At 68.0% G+C, this 17,883-nt stretch carries 19 protein-coding genes; 13 read left to right on the forward strand and 6 right to left on the reverse strand.

The window, feature by feature from the left end; all coding sequences use genetic code 11:
* Positions 1-190 precede the first annotated feature (190 nt).
* The 3 genes from aceA (at position 191) to GR168_RS03560 (ending at position 3,589) form a co-directional block, all read left to right on the forward strand.
* Entirely contained in the window at positions 191-1,486 is a 1,296-nt protein-coding gene (aceA, locus tag GR168_RS03550) for an isocitrate lyase (RefSeq protein ID WP_058251280.1), read from the forward strand.
* Positions 1,487-1,648: 162 nt separating this feature from the next.
* Positions 1,649-2,515, forward strand: coding sequence for a 3-hydroxybutyryl-CoA dehydrogenase (locus GR168_RS03555; protein ID WP_159370043.1), 867 nt, complete (start codon positions 1,649-1,651; stop codon positions 2,513-2,515).
* Positions 2,516-2,803: 288 nt separating this feature from the next.
* Positions 2,804-3,589, forward strand: coding sequence for a heparin-binding hemagglutinin (locus tag GR168_RS03560; RefSeq protein ID WP_159370044.1), 786 nt, complete (start codon positions 2,804-2,806; stop codon positions 3,587-3,589).
* Between the two features lie 158 nt (positions 3,590-3,747).
* Here GR168_RS03560 and GR168_RS03565 read toward each other — a convergent pair whose 3' ends face one another.
* Both GR168_RS03565 and GR168_RS03570 read right to left on the reverse strand, forming a co-directional pair.
* On the reverse strand, positions 3,748-4,686 hold the full coding sequence (locus GR168_RS03565) for a hypothetical protein (protein ID WP_159370045.1): 939 nt from the start codon (positions 4,684-4,686) through the stop codon (positions 3,748-3,750).
* Positions 4,687-4,828: 142 nt separating this feature from the next.
* Entirely contained in the window at positions 4,829-5,353 is a 525-nt protein-coding gene (locus tag GR168_RS03570) for an XRE family transcriptional regulator (protein WP_137810858.1), read from the reverse strand.
* Between the two features lie 73 nt (positions 5,354-5,426).
* Here GR168_RS03570 and GR168_RS03575 point away from each other — a divergent pair, with 73 nt between their 5' ends.
* Positions 5,427-6,620: a benzoate/H(+) symporter BenE family transporter gene (locus GR168_RS03575; protein WP_159370046.1), complete on the forward strand. Its 1,194-nt coding sequence runs from the start codon at positions 5,427-5,429 to the stop codon at positions 6,618-6,620.
* 130 nt (positions 6,621-6,750) lie between these two features.
* Here the strand turns inward: GR168_RS03575 and GR168_RS03580 are convergent, their stop codons facing one another.
* Genes GR168_RS03580 through GR168_RS03590 form a run of 3 tightly spaced genes read right to left on the reverse strand, consistent with a single transcriptional unit; the run spans position 6,751 to position 9,250 of the window.
* The gene (locus GR168_RS03580; RefSeq protein ID WP_159370047.1) at positions 6,751-7,602 is read right to left on the reverse strand and encodes a PPK2 family polyphosphate kinase; all 852 of its coding nucleotides are present in this window, start codon (positions 7,600-7,602) and stop codon (positions 6,751-6,753) included.
* Positions 7,599-8,423, reverse strand: coding sequence for an SDR family NAD(P)-dependent oxidoreductase (locus GR168_RS03585; RefSeq protein ID WP_137810855.1), 825 nt, complete (start codon positions 8,421-8,423; stop codon positions 7,599-7,601). The genes GR168_RS03580 and GR168_RS03585 overlap by 4 nt, the downstream gene beginning before the upstream one ends.
* Positions 8,423-9,250 carry a TetR/AcrR family transcriptional regulator gene (locus GR168_RS03590; RefSeq protein WP_175401099.1) on the reverse strand — a complete coding sequence of 276 codons (828 nt, stop codon included), beginning with the start codon at positions 9,248-9,250 and terminating at the stop codon, positions 8,423-8,425. Before GR168_RS03590 ends, GR168_RS03585 begins: the two co-directional genes overlap by 1 nt.
* Positions 9,251-9,291: 41 nt before the next feature.
* Here GR168_RS03590 and GR168_RS03595 point away from each other — a divergent pair, with 41 nt between their 5' ends.
* The 6 genes from GR168_RS03595 (at position 9,292) to GR168_RS03620 (ending at position 14,897) form a co-directional block, all read left to right on the forward strand.
* On the forward strand, positions 9,292-10,632 hold the full coding sequence (locus tag GR168_RS03595) for a DUF445 family protein (RefSeq protein ID WP_058251273.1): 1,341 nt from the start codon (positions 9,292-9,294) through the stop codon (positions 10,630-10,632).
* A gap of 146 nt (positions 10,633-10,778) precedes the next feature.
* Positions 10,779-11,300, forward strand: a complete 522-nt coding sequence (locus tag GR168_RS03600) for a helix-turn-helix transcriptional regulator (RefSeq protein WP_068970380.1) — start codon at positions 10,779-10,781, stop codon at positions 11,298-11,300.
* A gap of 3 nt (positions 11,301-11,303) precedes the next feature.
* Positions 11,304-12,506, forward strand: a complete 1,203-nt coding sequence (locus tag GR168_RS03605; RefSeq protein WP_159370048.1) for a heparin-binding hemagglutinin — start codon at positions 11,304-11,306, stop codon at positions 12,504-12,506.
* Positions 12,507-12,574: 68 nt separating this feature from the next.
* Positions 12,575-12,898 carry a DUF2516 family protein gene (locus GR168_RS03610; protein ID WP_058251270.1) on the forward strand — a complete coding sequence of 108 codons (324 nt, stop codon included), beginning with the start codon at positions 12,575-12,577 and terminating at the stop codon, positions 12,896-12,898.
* A gap of 6 nt (positions 12,899-12,904) precedes the next feature.
* The gene (locus tag GR168_RS03615; RefSeq protein WP_159370049.1) at positions 12,905-13,723 is read left to right on the forward strand and encodes a MerR family transcriptional regulator; all 819 of its coding nucleotides are present in this window, start codon (positions 12,905-12,907) and stop codon (positions 13,721-13,723) included.
* A gap of 58 nt (positions 13,724-13,781) precedes the next feature.
* Positions 13,782-14,897: an alpha/beta hydrolase gene (locus GR168_RS03620; RefSeq protein ID WP_137810496.1), complete on the forward strand. Its 1,116-nt coding sequence runs from the start codon at positions 13,782-13,784 to the stop codon at positions 14,895-14,897.
* 13 nt (positions 14,898-14,910) lie between these two features.
* Here the strand turns inward: GR168_RS03620 and GR168_RS03625 are convergent, their stop codons facing one another.
* On the reverse strand, positions 14,911-16,005 hold the full coding sequence (locus tag GR168_RS03625) for a UDP-N-acetylmuramate dehydrogenase (RefSeq protein WP_137810495.1): 1,095 nt from the start codon (positions 16,003-16,005) through the stop codon (positions 14,911-14,913).
* Positions 16,006-16,043: 38 nt separating this feature from the next.
* Between GR168_RS03625 and GR168_RS03630 the strand changes: the two genes are divergently transcribed.
* The 3 genes from GR168_RS03630 to GR168_RS03640 all read left to right on the forward strand — a co-directional run bounded on the left by GR168_RS03630 (position 16,044) and on the right by GR168_RS03640 (position 17,882).
* Entirely contained in the window at positions 16,044-16,550 is a 507-nt protein-coding gene (locus GR168_RS03630; protein ID WP_137810494.1) for a DUF2505 domain-containing protein, read from the forward strand.
* A 10-nt stretch (positions 16,551-16,560) separates the two neighbouring features.
* Positions 16,561-17,073, forward strand: a complete 513-nt coding sequence (locus GR168_RS03635; RefSeq protein ID WP_058251265.1) for a DUF2505 domain-containing protein — start codon at positions 16,561-16,563, stop codon at positions 17,071-17,073.
* A 110-nt stretch (positions 17,074-17,183) separates the two neighbouring features.
* Entirely contained in the window at positions 17,184-17,882 is a 699-nt protein-coding gene (locus tag GR168_RS03640) for a class I SAM-dependent methyltransferase (protein WP_226512403.1), read from the forward strand.
* Position 17,883 lies beyond the last annotated feature (1 nt).

Consider the following 17,883-nt stretch of genomic DNA (forward strand, 5'->3'; position numbering starts at 1 on the left):
TGCTGCAGGCACCACCGATACCACGTCGACGGGTTCGCAAACTTCGGCCAGACTGACGCCGATCGCGATCACACACCCCAGACGAGGACATCGGCTGTCTGTCAGCAGAGAGGTTCCGGCGGCGCGCCGGGCCGTCGCCCCGATCCGGTCCCCGGTCGGGACGAGCAGGACAACGAAAGCGAAGCAGCCAATGAGCAACGTCGGAAAGCCCCGTACCGCCGCGGAGATCCAGCAGGACTGGGACACCAACCCGCGCTGGAAGGGCATCAAGCGCGATTACACCGCCGAGCAGGTCGCCGAGCTCCAGGGCTCGGTCGTCGAGGAGCACACCCTCGCCCGCCGCGGCGCCGAGATCCTGTGGGACGGCGTGACCAAGGGTGACGGCAGCTACATCAACGCCCTGGGCGCTCTCACCGGTAACCAGGCCGTGCAGCAGGTCCGCGCCGGCCTGAAGGCCGTGTACCTCTCGGGTTGGCAGGTCGCTGGTGACGCGAACCTGTCCGGCCACACCTACCCCGACCAGTCGCTCTACCCGGCCAACTCGGTCCCGAGCGTCGTGCGTCGCATCAACAACGCGCTGCTGCGTGCCGACGAGATCGCCCGCGTCGAGGGTGACAACTCGGTCGACAACTGGGTCGTGCCGATCGTGGCCGACGGTGAGGCCGGCTTCGGCGGCGCCCTCAACGTCTACGAACTGCAGAAGGCCATGATCGCCGCGGGTGCCGCCGGTACCCACTGGGAGGATCAGCTCGCGTCGGAGAAGAAGTGCGGCCACCTCGGTGGCAAGGTGCTCATCCCGACCCAGCAGCACGTCCGCACCCTGAACTCGGCTCGTCTCGCCGCCGATGTCGCCGGTGTCCCCACCGTCGTGATCGCCCGCACCGATGCCGAGGCCGCGACGCTGATCACCTCCGACGTCGACGACCGCGACAAGCAGTTCGTCACCGGTGAGCGCACCGCCGAGGGCTACTACCACGTGAAGAACGGCATCGAGCCGTGCATCGAGCGTGCGAAGTCCTACGCGCCCTACGCCGACATGATCTGGATGGAGACCGGTACCCCGGATCTCGAGCTGGCCCGCAAGTTCGCCGAGGCCGTCAAGGCCGAGTACCCCGACCAGCTGCTGTCCTACAACTGCAGCCCGTCGTTCAACTGGAGCAAGCACCTCGACGACAGCACCATCGCGAAGTTCCAGAACGAGCTGGGCGCCATGGGCTTCACCTTCCAGTTCATCACGCTGGCCGGCTTCCACTCGCTGAACTACGGCATGTTCGACCTGGCCTACGGCTACGCCCGCGAGCAGATGTCGGCGTTCGTCGACCTGCAGAACCGCGAGTTCAAGGCTGCCGAGGAGCGCGGCTTCACCGCCGTCAAGCACCAGCGTGAGGTCGGCGCCGGCTACTTCGACAACATCGCCACCACCGTCGACCCCAACACCTCGACCGCTGCTCTCAAGGGCTCGACCGAGGAAGGCCAGTTCCACTAGGAACTCGCCACCTTTGTGATCTAGGCGAACCAGGCAGGCGGTCCGCGGCTTTCGCTGCGGGCCGCCTGTTGGCGTATCCCGGGCTCGACGCGTGCCCGGAGGGTCACCCATGTTCTTGCGAAATCGGTTCTTGCCGAGGACGTTTTCACCCGAGGAGCCGACATGACAAACCAGAAGATCTCCCGCGTCGGCGTGGTGGGGGCGGGGCAGATGGGCGCGGGGATCGCCGAGGTGTGCGCGCGGGCCCACGCCGACGTGCTCGTCTACGAGCACAGCCGAGAACTCGTCGTCGCCGGTCGCGCCCGGATTCTCCGATCACTCGATCGCGGTGTGTCGAGCGGCAAACTGACCGAACGCGAACGCGACCAGGCGTCGATGCGACTCCGCTTCACCACTGACCTGGGCGACTTCGCCGATCGCCACCTCGTGTGCGAGGCCGTCGTCGAGGACGAGGTGGTCAAGACCGAGATCTTCGCCCAACTCGACAAGGTCGTGACCGACCCCGGGGCAGTCCTGGCGTCGAACACATCGTCCATCCCGATCATGAAGCTGGGCATGGCAACCCAGAACACCGCCCGCGTCATCGGCATGCACTTCTTCAACCCCGTACCGGTTCTCCCGCTGGTCGAACTCGTCACCACCCTGACGACCGCTCCGGAGATCGTCGAGCGCGCCGAGACCTTCGCCCACGACGTGTTGGGCAAGCAGGTGGTCCGGTCGGCCGATCGATCCGGATTCGTCGTGAACGCTTTGCTGATCCCGTATCTGCTCTCATCCATCCGGATGGTGGAGAGCGGTGTCGCGACCGTCGACGACATCGACAAGGCCATGGTCATCGGGTGTGCGCACCCGATGGGTCCCCTCAAGCTGGCCGATCTAGTCGGACTCGACACGATCAAGGCCATCGCCGACCGGATGTACGAGGAGTTCAAGGAGCCGCTCTACGCACCGCCTCCGCTGCTCTTGCGCATGGTCGAGGCGGGGCGACTGGGCAAGAAGGCCGACGACGGCTTCTACCGGTACGCCTGATCGACGCCGGTCCGGCGGGCCCTCTGGGGTGACGTGTGTCACGAGTGTTAGCAAGATGCTTGCATTTGCTAGCACAGCGTGGATACTGGTTATCGGAAACACCAATACCGATGGCGCCGCGGTTCCCTTATCTCGCGCGGTGTGAGCCGAATCGAATTGGCTTGCAACACCGACCGTTTCGAGGCGGCAGGCGACGGATTGTTCCGACATGCGCCCGGCGAAGTCGCCGAGATCAACGAGACCGCATGTGCTGCAGCGCGATTGGTGACCCGACCGAAGGAGTCCACTGTGACCACCACCGAACGTAACTACGCCCCCCTCTATGCCGCCGTCGGCGCCGGCGACTACGCCTTCGCCCAGGTGACCGAGAAGCTGACCGAACTGCGTGAGCGCACCGAGGCTGCTGCCGAGACCGCCCAGTCGCGTCTCGAGGCCCGCTACGCCGAGACCAAGACCCTGATCACGGATCTGCCCGAGGCCGCCCAGACGCGTTTCGACGAGGCCAAGACCCGCATCGGCTCGCTGTCCGAGGAGGTCCCGAGCGACCTCGACGAACTGCGTGGCAAGCTGACCGCCGAGGAGTTCAAGCGCCTCGCCGACCCCTACGTCGAGAAGGCCTACGGCTTCTACACTTCGCTCGCCGAGCGCGGCGAGGCCACCCTCGAGCGCCTGCGCACCAAGCCGCTCGTCCAGGAGAACCTGTCGCGCGCCGAGAAGGTCTACAACGACGCCGTCGACCTGACCGAGGACGCCCTCGGCGTCGTGTCGACCCAGACCCGCCTCGTCGGTGATCGTGCGGCGAAGCTCGCCGGCCGTGCGAGCGAGCAGGTCGAGGACGTCGCCGTCGCGATCGAAGAGGCCGGCAGCAGCGTCAAGGAGCAGGCCGACGACGCGGCCAAGGAGATCGACGGCGCCGCAGGCACTGTCGAGGCCAAGGGTCGTGCCGCCAAGGCTTCGCCGGCCAAGAAGGTCGCCGAGGCCAAGGACACCCCGGTGCCGGCCGTGAAGAAGACCGCCGCCAAGAAGGCGCCGGCCAAGAAGGCCCCGGTCAAGAAGCCGACCACCGCGAAGTAAGTCGCACACAGTCGCATCCGGCAACGCCCCCGCTTCCGGCGGGGGCGTTGTCGTGTGTGGGGGGCGCCTTTGTCTCGGGACGAGGTCCCTGTCCCGCGGTGGTGTTTCCGTCCCGCTGATGAGATCTGATCAGCGGGAGGGAAGCGGGGCCGCGGGACTCAGCTCATCGACTCGAACTTCTCCAGCCATGGCCGGAGCAGGCCGATGAAGGACCCGTCCTCGAGCATCGACCAGGTCCAGCGCACGACGACGGGGCCCAGCGCGCGGATCTCGTCCTCGCGCAGCTTCTCCTGCAGCACGACATCGGCCACCGTCTTCTCTGATGGCCGAAGGCGGCCGTATTTGACCATGCCGTCGAACTCCCCGACGAGCTTCGCCCCCCAGTCGAAGTCGACACGGTAGACGCCGCTCCGCGCACAGTACTCGCGTTGCAGTCGTGGAGCAGGCAGGCCGGCCTCGATCATCTGCGCCCGACTCCACGATTCGCCGACGCTTTCGGCCGCCCCATCGGCCAGTGCCAGCGCACGCCGAGCCACTCTGCCGCCCTGCCGACGACGAGAGGCGAGCATCCGCCCCATGAGCTCACGATCGGCGCCTGCCCGAAGTGCCTGGTCGAAGGCGGTGAGGGCTTGTGCGAAGTCGCCTCCGGCTGCTACATCGACAGCGGTTCGCTCGATTCTGGTGACGGGTATTCCGTCGACGACGGCGAGCTCGTCTGCCGTCAGGGCGGCGGCGTGAACGTGACGATGCGTCGCGATGAATCCGCCGGCCTTCTTGCCGTTGGTGACGTGAACGCGTTCGGTGGCGGGCTTCAGCAGCGGAATGCCGAGCACCGCGGCGGCCGAGACGTGACTCAGTGGCAACTGTGGTGCGCTCGCCGGCTGTGACGTGGCGATCGCGACAGACTTGAGGCGGTGCAACTCCTGGTCGCCTTCGTGCCCGGCGAAGTCGTCGGATGCCGGCACGTAGACGCCGGGGATGAGCCGGATCAGGTCCCCGGCGGATACCGCTGCAGCAAGCAGGTTGTCGGAGAAGGCCGCATCGAGTGCGGCGCCGCGACGGATCAGACCGTAGCGGTCCAGTGGGTAGCTGGTCATCTCTATTCGACGCAGCGGAGGGCGTCTCGGCTCCATCGGGTTTTCCCCAACCTTCCCGCGGTCCCGCTTCCGTCCCGCTGATGAGATCCGATCAGCGGGACGGAAACAGCACCGCGGGAGCGAGACTCCGCGACGGCGCCGGTCAGGGCGTCCGGATGGTGAGGACCGCGAGCGCGCCGTCGTCGCTGCGGTAGGTGTGCGCAACGTCGGACAGCCAGTGCAGGGATTCGCCCGGTCCCGCCGCGCGTTCCTCGCCGGCACGACCGGCCCGGAGATGGCCGCTGACGACATGTACGTGCTCGACGACGCCGGGCCCGTGCGCGGGCGACTCCCTGGTCCCGCCCGGGCTGACGCGCAACCAGAAGACCTCGGTGACCGAGCCGTCGTCGTGATGCTCGACGTGGAGCACCCGGGCGGCGAGGTGGGGGCCGGCGCCTTCGACTCCGGATTCCTCGCCCAGGAGGGCGGACAGCGGCACGCCGAGCGGACCGGCGATGGCGTACAGCGTGTCGAGGGTCGGGTTTCGTTGTCCAGCTTCGAGTTCGGACAGTGAGCCCTTGCCGATTCGCGCTTCCCGGGCGAGGCCCGACAGGCTCAGGCCCCGCTGCTTTCGGATGGCGGAGATCCGGGCCCCGACCGCGCGTCGTCGATCCTCGCCGGGTGTCATCGTCCTCGTTTCGTTCGCGTCGCTGCCGACAACCACTGTTCTGTTTACGGAACGATACCGCTATGCTCGCGACATGACCAGTCCCGCGCCGCCGGCTCGCGGTGAGCCGATCATCGCCGGAGTCGTCACGTCGCTGGTCGGTTTCACCTCGTCGTTCGTCGTGGTGGTCACCGGCTTGCGGGCCGTGGGTGCCAGTCCGGCACAGGCCGCGTCGGGTCTGCTCGTGCTGACGATCCTGTTCGGACTCGGATCGATTGTGCTGTCGCTGCGCACCCGCCGACCGGTGACACTGGCGTGGTCGACTCCGGGCGCGGCACTCCTCGTGTCGGCGGGTGCGTCCTACGACGCCGGGTGGCCGGCGGCGGTCGGGGCGTTCCTGGTGGTGGGGTTACTGATCCTCGCGACCGGATTGGTCCCCGCACTCGGCGAACTCATCGGCCGGATTCCGACGCCGATCGCCCAGGCCATGCTGGCCGGCGTGCTGCTCACCCTCTGCCTCGCGCCGATGACGTCGCTGGCCGCACAACCGTGGTCGACACTTCCGATCCTCGTCGTGTGGCTCCTCGCGATGCGGTGGCTGCCCCGGTGGGCGCTGCCACTGGCCCTGGTCACCGCGCTGGTCGTGATCGGGGTCAACCTCGCCGTCGACGGATACGACGATTGGGCGGGTGAGTCGTGGTGGCCGCAGTTGGTCTGGACGACACCGGCTTTCGACGCGACGGCGATCGTCGGACTGGCGGTCCCGCTCTACATCGTCACCATGGCCTCGCAGAACGTTCCCGGGGTGGCCGTGCTCAAGTCCTTCGGCTATGAGACGCCCTGGCGTCCGGCGATGTTCGTGACCGGCGCGGGAACCGTACTCGGAGCGCCGTTCGGCGGACACGCCATCAACCTCGCGGCGCTGTCCGCGGCACTGGCCGCGGGTCCGGAGGCGGGCGCCGACCGGTCGCGACGATGGATCGCCGGCGTGGCTACGGGGTCGACGAGTCTCGTGCTCGCCGCGCTGTCGGGTGCGCTGGTCGTCGTCACGGCGATCGCACCGGACGGACTGCTCGAAGCCGTTGCGGGACTTGCGCTCCTGGCCACGTTCGTGGCCGCGATCATGGGGGCGTTCGAGAAGCCGGAGTTCCGCATTCCCGCGGCACTGGCGTTCGTGACCGCGGCCGCGGGCGTCACCTTCGGGGGGATCGGTGGCGCGTTCTGGGCGCTTGTCGTCGGGCTGGCGGCGCACGGGGTGCTCAGTCGGCGCCCGGTTCCTGCTCCCTGAGGTGCGAGCGAAGCGAGCCACGAAGGGCCTGGCGAGGCACGTCACCAAGCCCTTCGTGGCTCGTCGCTTGCGCTCCTCGCACCTCAGGGACCATTTGGTGTGTGGCTCTTTCGGATTGGGGAGCGGAAATTCAGTCCGCGGCGGCGAGTCGTCTCTTCTCGGCCTCGACGTCGAAATCGGCGGCGGGCCAGTCGAGGTCGAGACGAGTGAGCGCGTCGATGAGCAGTTCGCACACCGCGAGGCGCGCGAACCACTTGCGGTTCGACGGGATGACGAACCACGGCGCGGAGTCGCGGTCGGTCAGGTCGAAGATCGCCTGGTATGCCTCGAGATAGGCGTCCCAGTGACCGCGTTCGTCGACATCGCCCGGGTTGTACTTCCAGTACTTGTCGGGCCTTTCGAGGCGCGCGGCGAGGCGGCTCTTCTGCTCGTCCTTCGACACCACGAGGCAACACTTGACGACGGTGGTCCCGCCGGCGACGAGTTCGGACTCGAACTGGTTGATCAGGTCGTAGCGTTTCTCCCACACCGACTGCGGGACGAGGTCGTGCACCCGGACGGGGAGGACGTCCTCGTAGTGCGACCGGTCGAAGATCCCGATCCGGCCCGCGGGCGGCAGGGCGCGGTGGATGCGCCACAGGAAGTCGTGCTGCAACTCCTCTTTCGTGGGTTTGCCGAACCCCTTGATCGACAGGCCCTGCGGGTCCATCATCCCGCCCACGTGGCGCACGATGCCGCCCTTGCCGGCGGTGTCCATGCCCTGCAGCACGAGCAGAACCGAGCGGTGGTCACCGGCCCGGCCGTTGGCGTACAACAACTCCTGGAGATCGGCGAGAACCTCGCCGCGCTGCGCGAGCAACTCCGTGCCGGAGGCCTTGTCGCCTTCGAAGCCCGGCGTCGTCTCCGGGTCGAACGACGCGATCGGCCCGATGGCCCCGGCGCGCAGGGCATCGGCGGCGGGAGTGGTCCAACCAGCGGTCATGGGGTCCTTTCGGGGTCGGATGCGGGCGCCGGCTCGGCCGGGGGTGGGAACAGCGGCCCGCCACCGAACGCCGTGCGATGTGAATCCGGCGGCGTGCCATCGTTGTTCACGATCCCATAGGCGGAACCGAGTTCGGCGGTGACGAGCGTGCGGCCGCTGAGGTCGGACAGCCCGGGATCGGCCGCGAGCCGGGAGATGACCCGGCCGACGAACTCGGGGTCCTCCGCGCGGGCGAGCGAGAAACCGGCGAATTCGTCGACGCCCAGCGACAGCAACAGCTCGGTGCGGATCAGGCCGAGCCACAACGAGATCGAGCTGACACCGGTGCCCCGCAGCTCCACCGCCATGTCCGCGGCCATCTTGTCCAGGGCGGTCTTGCTCATCCCGTACAGGACCGAGTGCAGATGGCCGCGCGAGCCGAACGACGAGATGTTGGCGATGAGTCCGCGGCCGGCGTCGGTCATGAGCCGGGCCGCGTGCACCGAGGCCACGTAATGCGCTCGCAGTCCGACGCCGATCAGGGTGTCCCAGTCGTCGACCGGTCGCTTCCAGAACGGGTCGGAGAACCCGCCGAAACCCTTCGGCGCGGCCCACGCGTTGTTGACGAGAAGATCCAGACCGCCTGCGCCGAAGGTGATCTCGTCGAACACCGCGGCCACCGCGGCGTCGTCGGCGTGATCGCAGGGCAGCGCGCGGGCGCCGTCGGGGCCGGTCCCCTGTCGCGACGTGACATACGTCGTCCACCCGTCGTCGATGAGCGCACGAGCGATGCCGTACCCGACGCCGCGACTGCCGCCGGTGACGAGAGCGACGCGCGTCATCAGGCGCCGGGGGTCCCGGAGGCGGGATCGGCGGGCAGGGGGTCGGCGGGTGGGGGATCGAAGAGCGCAGGCGGCGCCGCCAGGAACTTCTCCCGGGACCCGTTGACCTGCCATACACCCACGACCGCGCTCCAGACCATCATGGTCAGATAATCCACGACTTCGTCGGCGCTGAGGGTGCGTTTGGTCATCCACCAGTCCACGACGTGCTGGATACCGCCCACGAGCGCGTGCGACCAGAGCTCGGCGCCGGTGGTATCTGCGCCGCGTTCGGCCATCCGCAGCTGGATGTTCCCCATCACCAACTGGGTGACCAGACGCACCGAATCGGCGGGCGCCGGTGACGAGGTGGGCGAACTGGCCAGGGCGAACCGGTACAGCTGCGGTTCGTCGTCGACGGCGTGCACGTACACCCCGATGATGGTGTGGGTGAGCGTGTACTCGTCGAGATCGTCGGCGATGGCCTCGGTCAGTCGCGGGTAGATCGTCGTCTCGAAGAACCGCACCGTCGTCGCGACGCCGAGGTCACTCTTGTCGGCGAAGTAGCGGTACAGGACGGTCTTGGAGACGCCGATGTGGGCGGCGATCTCGTCCATTCCGACGTCGGCGCCCAGTTCACGGACCGCGGCGATGACACCGTCGGTGAGTTCGGTGCGTCGGGCGAGCTTGTGCTTCTCCCACCGCTGTTTGCGACCGTCGGGTTTGGCGCCGGTCTCGGCGACCGACTCGGTGACCGTCGTCAGGACCTGTTCCAGCCCGCGCGTCACGTTGGCCGCGGCCGCCACTGCGGCGCGCGCGGCCGCGGCGGGATTCGGGCGGTTGGCCATCACGCAGCCAGCGTAGTCGCTCGATGGGTGACACTGGTTCCATGGCATCGACAGTCATCCCAGGAGTCGCCGGTCAGCACGACGGTCCGCCGGCCACGGCGTCCGCGCCCGGATTCGGCGGGAACAGCGCCGGCGACGAGGGCAGACGCAGGGACCTTCGCAAGATGAAAGCGGTGGCCACCGGCTTCCTGGTCTTCGCCGCGATCGTGTATCTGTTCACCCGCTACCTCGAGCATCGCGACGGCGCCGACGTCGCGGCCTGGGTCGGCTACGTCCGCGCGGCCTCCGAAGCCGGGATGGTCGGCGCGCTGGCCGACTGGTTCGCGGTGACCGCCCTGTTCCGCCACCCGCTGGGCATCCCGATCCCGCACACGGCCCTGATCCGCAAGAAGAAGGACGACATCGGCGAGCAACTCGGCGGCTTCATCGAAGAGAACTTCATGACGCCCGATGTGGTGGTGTACCGAGCCGAGCAGCTGGATCTGCCCCGACGGTTGTCGACGTGGGTGGCCGACCCGCGCAACGCGCCGCGGGTGAGTGGCGAAGCCGCCCGAGCGATCAAGCTCGCCGCGGAGATGCTGCGCGACGAGGACGTCGAACAACTCATCCAGGCCGCGTTGAAGTGGGCGGCCGAACCCCAGTGGGCGCCGCCCACCGGCCGCATCCTCGAACAGCTGATCGCCGAGGATCGTCTGGAGCCGGTGTTCCAGCTGCTGTGTGACCGGGCTCATGAATGGGCGGTCGGCAGCCAGGATCTGATCGATCGGGTCGTCGACCGGGACGGACCCCAGTGGACGCCGAAGTTCGTCAACAGTCTGGTGGGGGACCGGATCTATCGCGAGCTCGTCGACTTCACCTACAAGGTGCGAGTGGATCCCGATCACGAATTACGGCGTGCCATGCACGAATTCGTGGAGAAGTTCGCCGACGATCTGCAACACGACCCCGAGATGATCGCCAAGTTCGAGGCTCTCAAGCTCGAACTGGTCGGGCGCGACGAGGTGACCGGTGCCGCGTCGACGGCGTGGCAGACCGGCAAGGCCGTCATCGAGGAGATGCTGTCGGACCCGAACAGCACGCTGCGGAACACGTTGTCGGACTCCATCATCCAACTCGCGGAACGTGTCCGCGACGACCGGCCGCTGCAGGAGAAGATGAACGGTTGGGTGGCGCGGGTCGCACACCACGTCGCGGCGAACTACTCGCAGGAGATCATCTCGGTCATCACCGAGACCGTGCGTGGTTGGGATGCCGATGACACGAGTCGCAAGATCGAACTACAGGTCGGCCGCGACCTGCAGTTCATCCGGATCAACGGCACCGTCGTCGGCGCACTCGCCGGGCTCGTCATCTACTCCACCTCGGTGCTGATCTTCTCCTGACGCATCGTCGCCGCATCGTTCGCGGCGTCGAACCGGGAGTTTGCTGTGTGCTTGCACGGGCTAGCACTGGTGTTGATACTGGGAGAACGGGCCGAAAGTCGGACACATCGCCGAACGTCGGGCCCCACCATGAGAACGGAGCGTTGATGCAGTCCGAGAAGGATGAAGCGTCCCCCGACGCGGACCACGCCTCGGTCGCCGACTCCGCCGCACCGGGTGAAAGCTCTACTGCTGACCGCGTTTCCGGCGTCGAGGTGGCCGGCGACGACCCTGATTCGACGACCCCCATCGCGGTGGAGGCGGTCGAGGCCGTCGCCAACGCGGCCCAGGACATCGGTGCGTTCATCCGGTCCCAGCGGGTCGCGGGAAAGGTCTCGCTGCGCCAGCTCGCCGAGCGGGCGGGCGTGAGCAACCCCTACCTGAGCCAGATCGAACGCGGCCTGCGGAAACCGTCGGCGGAAGTGCTCGCCCAGATCGCCAAGGGTCTCCGCGTGTCGGCCGAGGTCCTGTACGTGCGGGCGGGGATACTCGAAGAACGGCCCGCGAGCCCGGTCCGTGATGCTCTCATCGCAGATGACTCCATCAACGAACGTCAGAAGCAGATGTTGCTGGAGATCTACGAGTCGTTCCGGAAAGAGAACACGATCGAGTCGACCGGCAAGGAGTAGTTGATGAGCGAGAACCCGTTGACCACAGCCGTGGGGCAGGTGGCTGCCTTGCTCGCAGACGTGCGTGAGCGCGGCGAGGCCGCGAGCGAGCAAGCCCAGACAAAGCTCGTCGAGACCGTCGGGTCGACCCAGGCGAAGGTCGCCGACGCGCAATCCAAGATCGCCGAGACCGTCGAGAACACCCAGTCCAAACTCGCCGAGACGGTCGGTTCGACACAGTCCAAGCTCGAGGCGCGGATCACCGGTTCGCGGGACGACGCCCAGGCCCGGATCGACGAGGCGCTCGCCACGGCACTGGCCATCTTCGAGGAGGCGAGGACCAAACTGTCGGCGCTGCCGGTCGAATTGCCCGCCGAGATCGAGGATCTGAAGGCGCGGTTCTCCCCGGAGGAGCTGCGCAAGGTGGCCGAGGCGTACCTCGCGGTGGCCGCGGGACTGCTGACCGCGCTGGCGGAACGACGCGACGAGGCGGTGGAGAAGCTCAAGTCACAACCGCTCGTCGGCGAGAACCTGCCGAAGCTCGAGAAGGTGTACAACGACGCCGTCGGTCTCACCGAAGACGCGCTGGGGACGATCTCCGAGCAGACGCGGGCGGTCGGCGAACGTGCGCTGAAGCTGGCGAACCGGGCCGACGACGCGCCCCGCGACGAGAAGCCACGCATCGAGCCGCCGGTGAAGTCGGAAGGCGACATCGTTCCGCCGGCGAAGGCCGCGACGAAGGCGGCACCGGCGAAGAAGGCGGCACCCGCCGAGAAAGCCGCGGTCACGACGGCGCCGGCCAAGGAAGCGGCGAAGAAGGCATCGCCGGCGAAAGAAGTGGCGAAGAAGGCCCCGGCGACGAAGACTCCGGCGACCAAGGTCCCGGCCAAGAGTTCGCCGGCCAAGAAAACCCCGGCCAAGAGCGCTCCGGCGAAGAAGGCGGCGGCAAAGGAGGCGGCGACGAAGACGGCGGCGCCGGCCAAGGCGCCCGCCAAGAAGGCCGCCGCCGTCAAGGGTCCGGCCGAGCGGGCTGCCGCGAAGGCCGCCGCCAAGAAGGCCCCGGCGAAGAAGACCCCGGCAAAGAAGACTCCGGCGAAGAAGGCTGCGACCACACAGACCGCGGCCAAGAAGACCCCGGCGAAAAAGGCCGCCGCGAAGCAGACCCCGGCCAAGAAGGCTGCTGCCAAAAAGGCCCCGGCGAAAAAGGCGTCTCCCGGCGCCGAATGATCGTCGACGGGCCGGGTGACCGCACCGCGTCGTAGGGTGTCGCAGCAAACGGCACTCGCGCGACTACAGTGTTCGACGTGGACTTCTTCAGCGTAATGGCCTACGGCCAGAGTCTGATCATGCTGACCCTCACGGTGGTCGCGGGCATCGCCTCGACCGTCGCGCTCATCCACGCCGCCATCCAGCGGCCCGACGCCTTCCCGGCGGTGGATCGGCAGAGCAAGGTCATCTGGGTCTCGATCCTCGCCGCCGCGACCCTGTTCATCTGGTTCTTCGGTGCGGTGAACTTCCTGGGCATCATCGGAGTGGTCGCGATGCTCGTCTACCTCGTCGACGTACGCAAACGGGTCGACGACATCCAGGGCAAGTCCTGGTTCAGCAAAAGGGCCTGACGCATCGTGGCGGAGTATCGGATCAACGACCTGGCGGAGGCGTCCGGGGTCAGCGTTCGCAACATCCGGGTCTATCAGGACCGCGGACTGTTGCCGCCGCCCACCATTCGCGGACGCGCCGGTTGGTATTCCGACCAGCACCTCGTCCGGCTGAACCTGATCTCGCGCATGCTCGAGCGCGGTTACACCTTCGCCACCATCAGTGAGCTGCTGCACGCGGCGCATCACGGCATGCGGGTGGAGCAGATCCTGCGCGGCACACCGAAGGGCGGCCGGTTCCGCAACTTCAAGCGCGCGGCGACGATCACCATCACCGAGTTGCGCAAGACGCTGAACGCCAGCGACCGGTCGATCGCGCTCAGCCAGAAGCTCGGACTGCTGGCGAAGGACGGCGCGCACTACGCGATTCGCAACCCGGAATTGCTCGAGGGGGCCGAAATCCTGGTCAAGAGTGGGGTCGACATCGATGTCCTGCTCGACCGGTGGGTCCGCGTTCAGGAAGACCTCGAAGATGTCGCCACCAGCTTCGTCTCGATCATCACCGACAAGTACTTCGACGAGAACCTCCCCGACCTGGGCGAGGCCGGCGTCAGCGAGATGGCCGACCTCATCCAGACGGTTCGGCCCATCGCCCACGAGATCGTCGAGACGACGTTCCGCAAGGCGCTCGACGAGCAGATCTCCAAGGCGATCGGGGAGGCGGCGACCTACTTCGACGCCGAGGTGCCCCCGCCGGTCCTGCCCGCCGACGAGGAGTCAGAGCCGGCACAGGCGGACTGTGAGACAACGGACGTTGGTACATTGAACCCCAAGACGGGGCGCTGAGCCGGATTCGGTGCCTTGCAGAGGACCAGTGAGGTCCTCGACAGGTGAGGAGTGCCGGATGAACACGAAGTCAGTGGCCAGTGCGGGCAGCGTTGCCACCGCGATCGGGGCGGGCGTGGTCGCGCTGGGGATCGGAACCGTCTTCGCGCGACTCGCGCGCGAGGCACTGCAGGCCGAATTCGCCGTCGACGACGGCCCGGACGATCTCCTCACCCGCCCGGACAACGCCCCGCAACGTCTCGAGGTCCCGACCGCGGACGGGGCCCGTCTCAATGTCGAGGTCTACGGTGACCCCGACGGCCCCGGCGCCGACGACACCGGCGACGTCATCGTGATGGTCCACGGCTGGACCTGCAACACCGCCTACTGGTACCCGCAGATCAACCACCTGGCCGCCTCCGAGGGTGGCTCCCGCCGGGTCGTCACCTACGACCAGCGCGGCCACGGTGGCAGTGAGCGCGGCCACCGCCGACCGACCGTCGCCATGCTCGGTGAGGACCTCGACGCGGTGCTCGAGGCGGCAGTGCCGCCCGGGCGCCGCGCGATCCTGGTGGGACACAGCATGGGTGGCATGACCATCATGTCGTGGGCGGCCCAGTATCCCGAGAAGGTCGGATCGCTGGTGTCGTCGGTGGTGCTGGTCTCGACCGCCGCCAAGGCGGTCATGGACAACCACCTGCTGATCCCGGTCGATCTGCCGGTGTACGCCAAACCGTTCGCGCCGGCCGCCGCGAAGATGATCACCTCGGTCCCGGTTCCGATCCCGAAGACGTCCTACGGCGTCCGCTTCTCGCACTACATCGCGCTGGGGCCGCACGCCCGCCGGGCGCACGTCGAGCTCGTCGACGAGATGATCGGCTCGTGCCCGCCGCGCGCTCGGGCCGGATGGGGTTCGGCAATGGGGAAGCTCGACGTGACCGCCGGACTCGAGGCGTTGACGGTGCCGACCACCGTGGTCGTCGGCACCGAGGACCGGCTCACCCCGCAGGTACACGCCGAGCAGATAGCGGAGGTGTTGCGGCGCAACGGCTCCCTGCGCGACCTGGTGGTCTACGAGGGTGTCGGACACATGTCGAGCATCGAGGCCGCCGAGCGCTTCAACGCCCTGCTCGACGAGGTCGTCGCCGAGAGTTCCCGGGAGACAGCGGATCTGAAGGACACCCAGTCGGTCTGACCGGTCCTTCCCGTCACAGACTGCAGTTGACCAGAACCGGCTCGGGCCGCAATGTCACCCCGAACGCCTCGACGACGCCGTCGCGGACCTCGCGAGCCAGATCGAGGAGCTGGGCGGTGGTCGCGGCGCCCCGATTGGTCAGCGCCAGAGTGTGCTTCGTCGAGAGTCGGACCGCCGCGTCCGGGCCCGGGTGCCCACGGTGGAAGCCTGCCCGTTCGATCAGCCACCCGGCCGACAGTTTGATCGCCGCGTCGGTGTCATCGGTGCCTGCGCGATAGGTGGGGATCGCGACATCGTCGCCGACGCGCGCCGCGATCCGGTCGAGCACCGCCGGGGCGTCATCGCCCGGCACGATCGGGTTGGTGAAGAACGAGCCGGCGCTCCAGGTGTCGAAGTCCGTCGTGTCGAGCACCATGCCCTTGCCCGCGCGCAGGTCGAGCACGGCTGCACGCGCCGTGGCGGCGTCGACCCGATCGTCCGGTTCGACCCCCACGCGGGTCGCGAGTTCGCGGTAGCGGATCGGCTGGCTCACGCGATCGTCGTTGAGCCAGAACGAGACCGCGACGACCACGAAGTCGTGCCGGTGCTTGAGATTGCTGGTCCGGTAGCCGAGACCGAGCTCGGTGGGGGAGACCCACCGCAGGTTGCCGGAGCGTCGATCGAGGACCTGAACCGATCGGAGGATGTCGGCCACCTCGACGCCGTAGGCCCCGACGTTCTGCACCGGGGTCGCCCCGGCCGCGCCGGGGATCCCGGAGAGGCACTCGAGCCCGCCGAAACCGGCGTCGACCGTCGCGGCGACCAGCTCGTCCCAGCCCACGCCGGCGTCGGCGACCACGTGCGGCCGTCCCGACTCACGGCCAGAACCGAACTCGACGCGGCCGCTGGCGAGTACGACCGCCGTCCCGTCGAACCCGGCGTCGCCGATGACGAGGTTGGAACCGCCGCCGACGACGAGGACCGGCTCGGACCGTGCATCGAGGTCGAGGATGGTCTCCACGATGGTGCGGGTGTCTTCGCAGCGGATGATCTCGCGCGCGGGCCCACCCAGGCGAAGGGTGGTCAGCTCGGCGAGGGGCGCGCTCAGCGGCGCCTGCGTGTCGGTCACGTCCTCAACGTTAACCGGCGGGCGGTAGCGTTCTCTCCATGGCGAGCAAGCTGCAGCACACGGTGTCCTATCCCTTCTCCACCGCGCGTCTGTGGGCGATCTACACCACCGAGAAGTACTGGCACGACCTCGTCGAGCGCATGAACTCCGGGCACGGGCATGTCGAGAAGGTGACCATCAGCGAGGACACGGTCACCGTCGAGATCCAGCAGGGCATTCCCGCCGACAAGCTGCCCTCCGCGGTCACCAAGGTCATGCCCGGCGACCTCCGAATCCCGCGCAAGAACACGTACCGCCTGGTCGGCGACCGGATCGAGGGGGAGACACATGCCACGGTCGAGGGGGCGCCGGTGCCGGTCGACGTCACCGGCACCACCGTGACGTCGGGTGACCCGGCGACCACCGACAACCGCGCCGAGGTGTCGGTGAATCTCCCGCTGTTCGGCGGGAAGATCGAGAAGTCGGTGGTCAGCGAGCTGTCGGCGCTGCTCGACGCCGAGCGCGGACACACCGTCGAGTGGGAGACCGAGAATCCGCTGACGTAGCCTGGTCTGCATGGCACGACGGCTCAGCTACTCCGCTCGGTACACGCAGTCCGCGGAGAAGCTCTACCAGGCCCAGAGCATCAAGCAGTACTGGGACGACATGATGGCGGGCTTCCAGATGATCTCCCCGCATTGCGAGGTCGATTCCTTCGTCTCCGACGAGACGGGTATCCGGGTGGTCCTCAAGCAGACGATCGGGCGCGACCAGCTGCCCGCGCTCGCGCAGACGGTGATGAAAAAGGACATGGTCATCACCCGCGAGGAGACCCTGGGCCCGTTCGACCCGGACAACACCAAGGGCACCTACAACGCCTCGATCCCGGCGGGACCGGGCAGCCTCAACGGCTGGCAGGAGCTGTTCCCCACCGAGAACGGTGGCTGCACGATCCGCCGGACCAGTGAGGCGAAGGTCTTCGTCCCGTTCGTCAACGGCAAGCTCGAGCAGATGATCCTGATCAACCTCGTCGACCTGTTCCGCGCCGAGGCCGAGTACGCCAAGGACTGGGTCGACAAGAACTTGTGATCCGAGCCGGCCGCCCGTCCGTCAGGTCCGAGCGCATCGAGCACAGACCGCAGGGCCGGGTCACCCGGGGCACGACGAACATCAACCGGCTCCGGCGGGTGGACCGGTGGATGGTCCACTCCCCGCGGGTGCGTGCCGCCCTGGACGTGCCCCGGCCGCTGGTCGTCGACCTCGGCTACGGTGCGCGTCCGGACACGACCGTCGAGATGGCCGAACGGCTCCGCGCGGTCGCCCCGGATCTGGAGATGGTCGGTCTCGAGATCGACCCCGCCCGCGTGGTCGAGCCCCGCGCCGGCGTGCGGTTCGGGCTCGGCGGCTTCGAGCTGGGCGGCCTGCGGCCGCGCGTGGTGCGTGCGTTCAACGTCCTGCGCCAGTATGACGAGAACGAGGTCGACGACGCATGGGCACGAATGCGCTCCGCGCTTGCGCCGGGCGGGGTCATCGTCGAGGGCACGTGCGATGAGATCGGCCGACGGTGCAGCTGGGTCCTGCTCGACGCCGACGGGCCGGTGAGCTTGACCCTCAGCTGGGCGCCGGAGCATTCGGACCGTCCGTCGGACCTGGCCGAGCGACTGCCCAAGGCGCTGATCCATCGCAACGTGCCGGGCGAGCGGATCCATACGCTGCTGGCCCTGGCCGATCAGTGCTGGGACATCGCCGCGCCGCTGGCGCCGTACGGCCCGCGCGCCCGGTGGGTGCATGCGGTCGGTCTGCTGCGCGACCGTGGGGTCGACTGCGAGGTGCCGCGGCGCCGCCTGTCCGACAACGTGCTCACGGTTCCCTGGGAGACCGTCGCACCGGCTGGATAAT

This window comes from Gordonia sp. JH63, from assembly GCF_009856645.1.
In the GTDB taxonomy this organism is placed as follows: Bacteria; Actinomycetota; Actinomycetes; order Mycobacteriales; family Mycobacteriaceae; genus Gordonia; species Gordonia hongkongensis.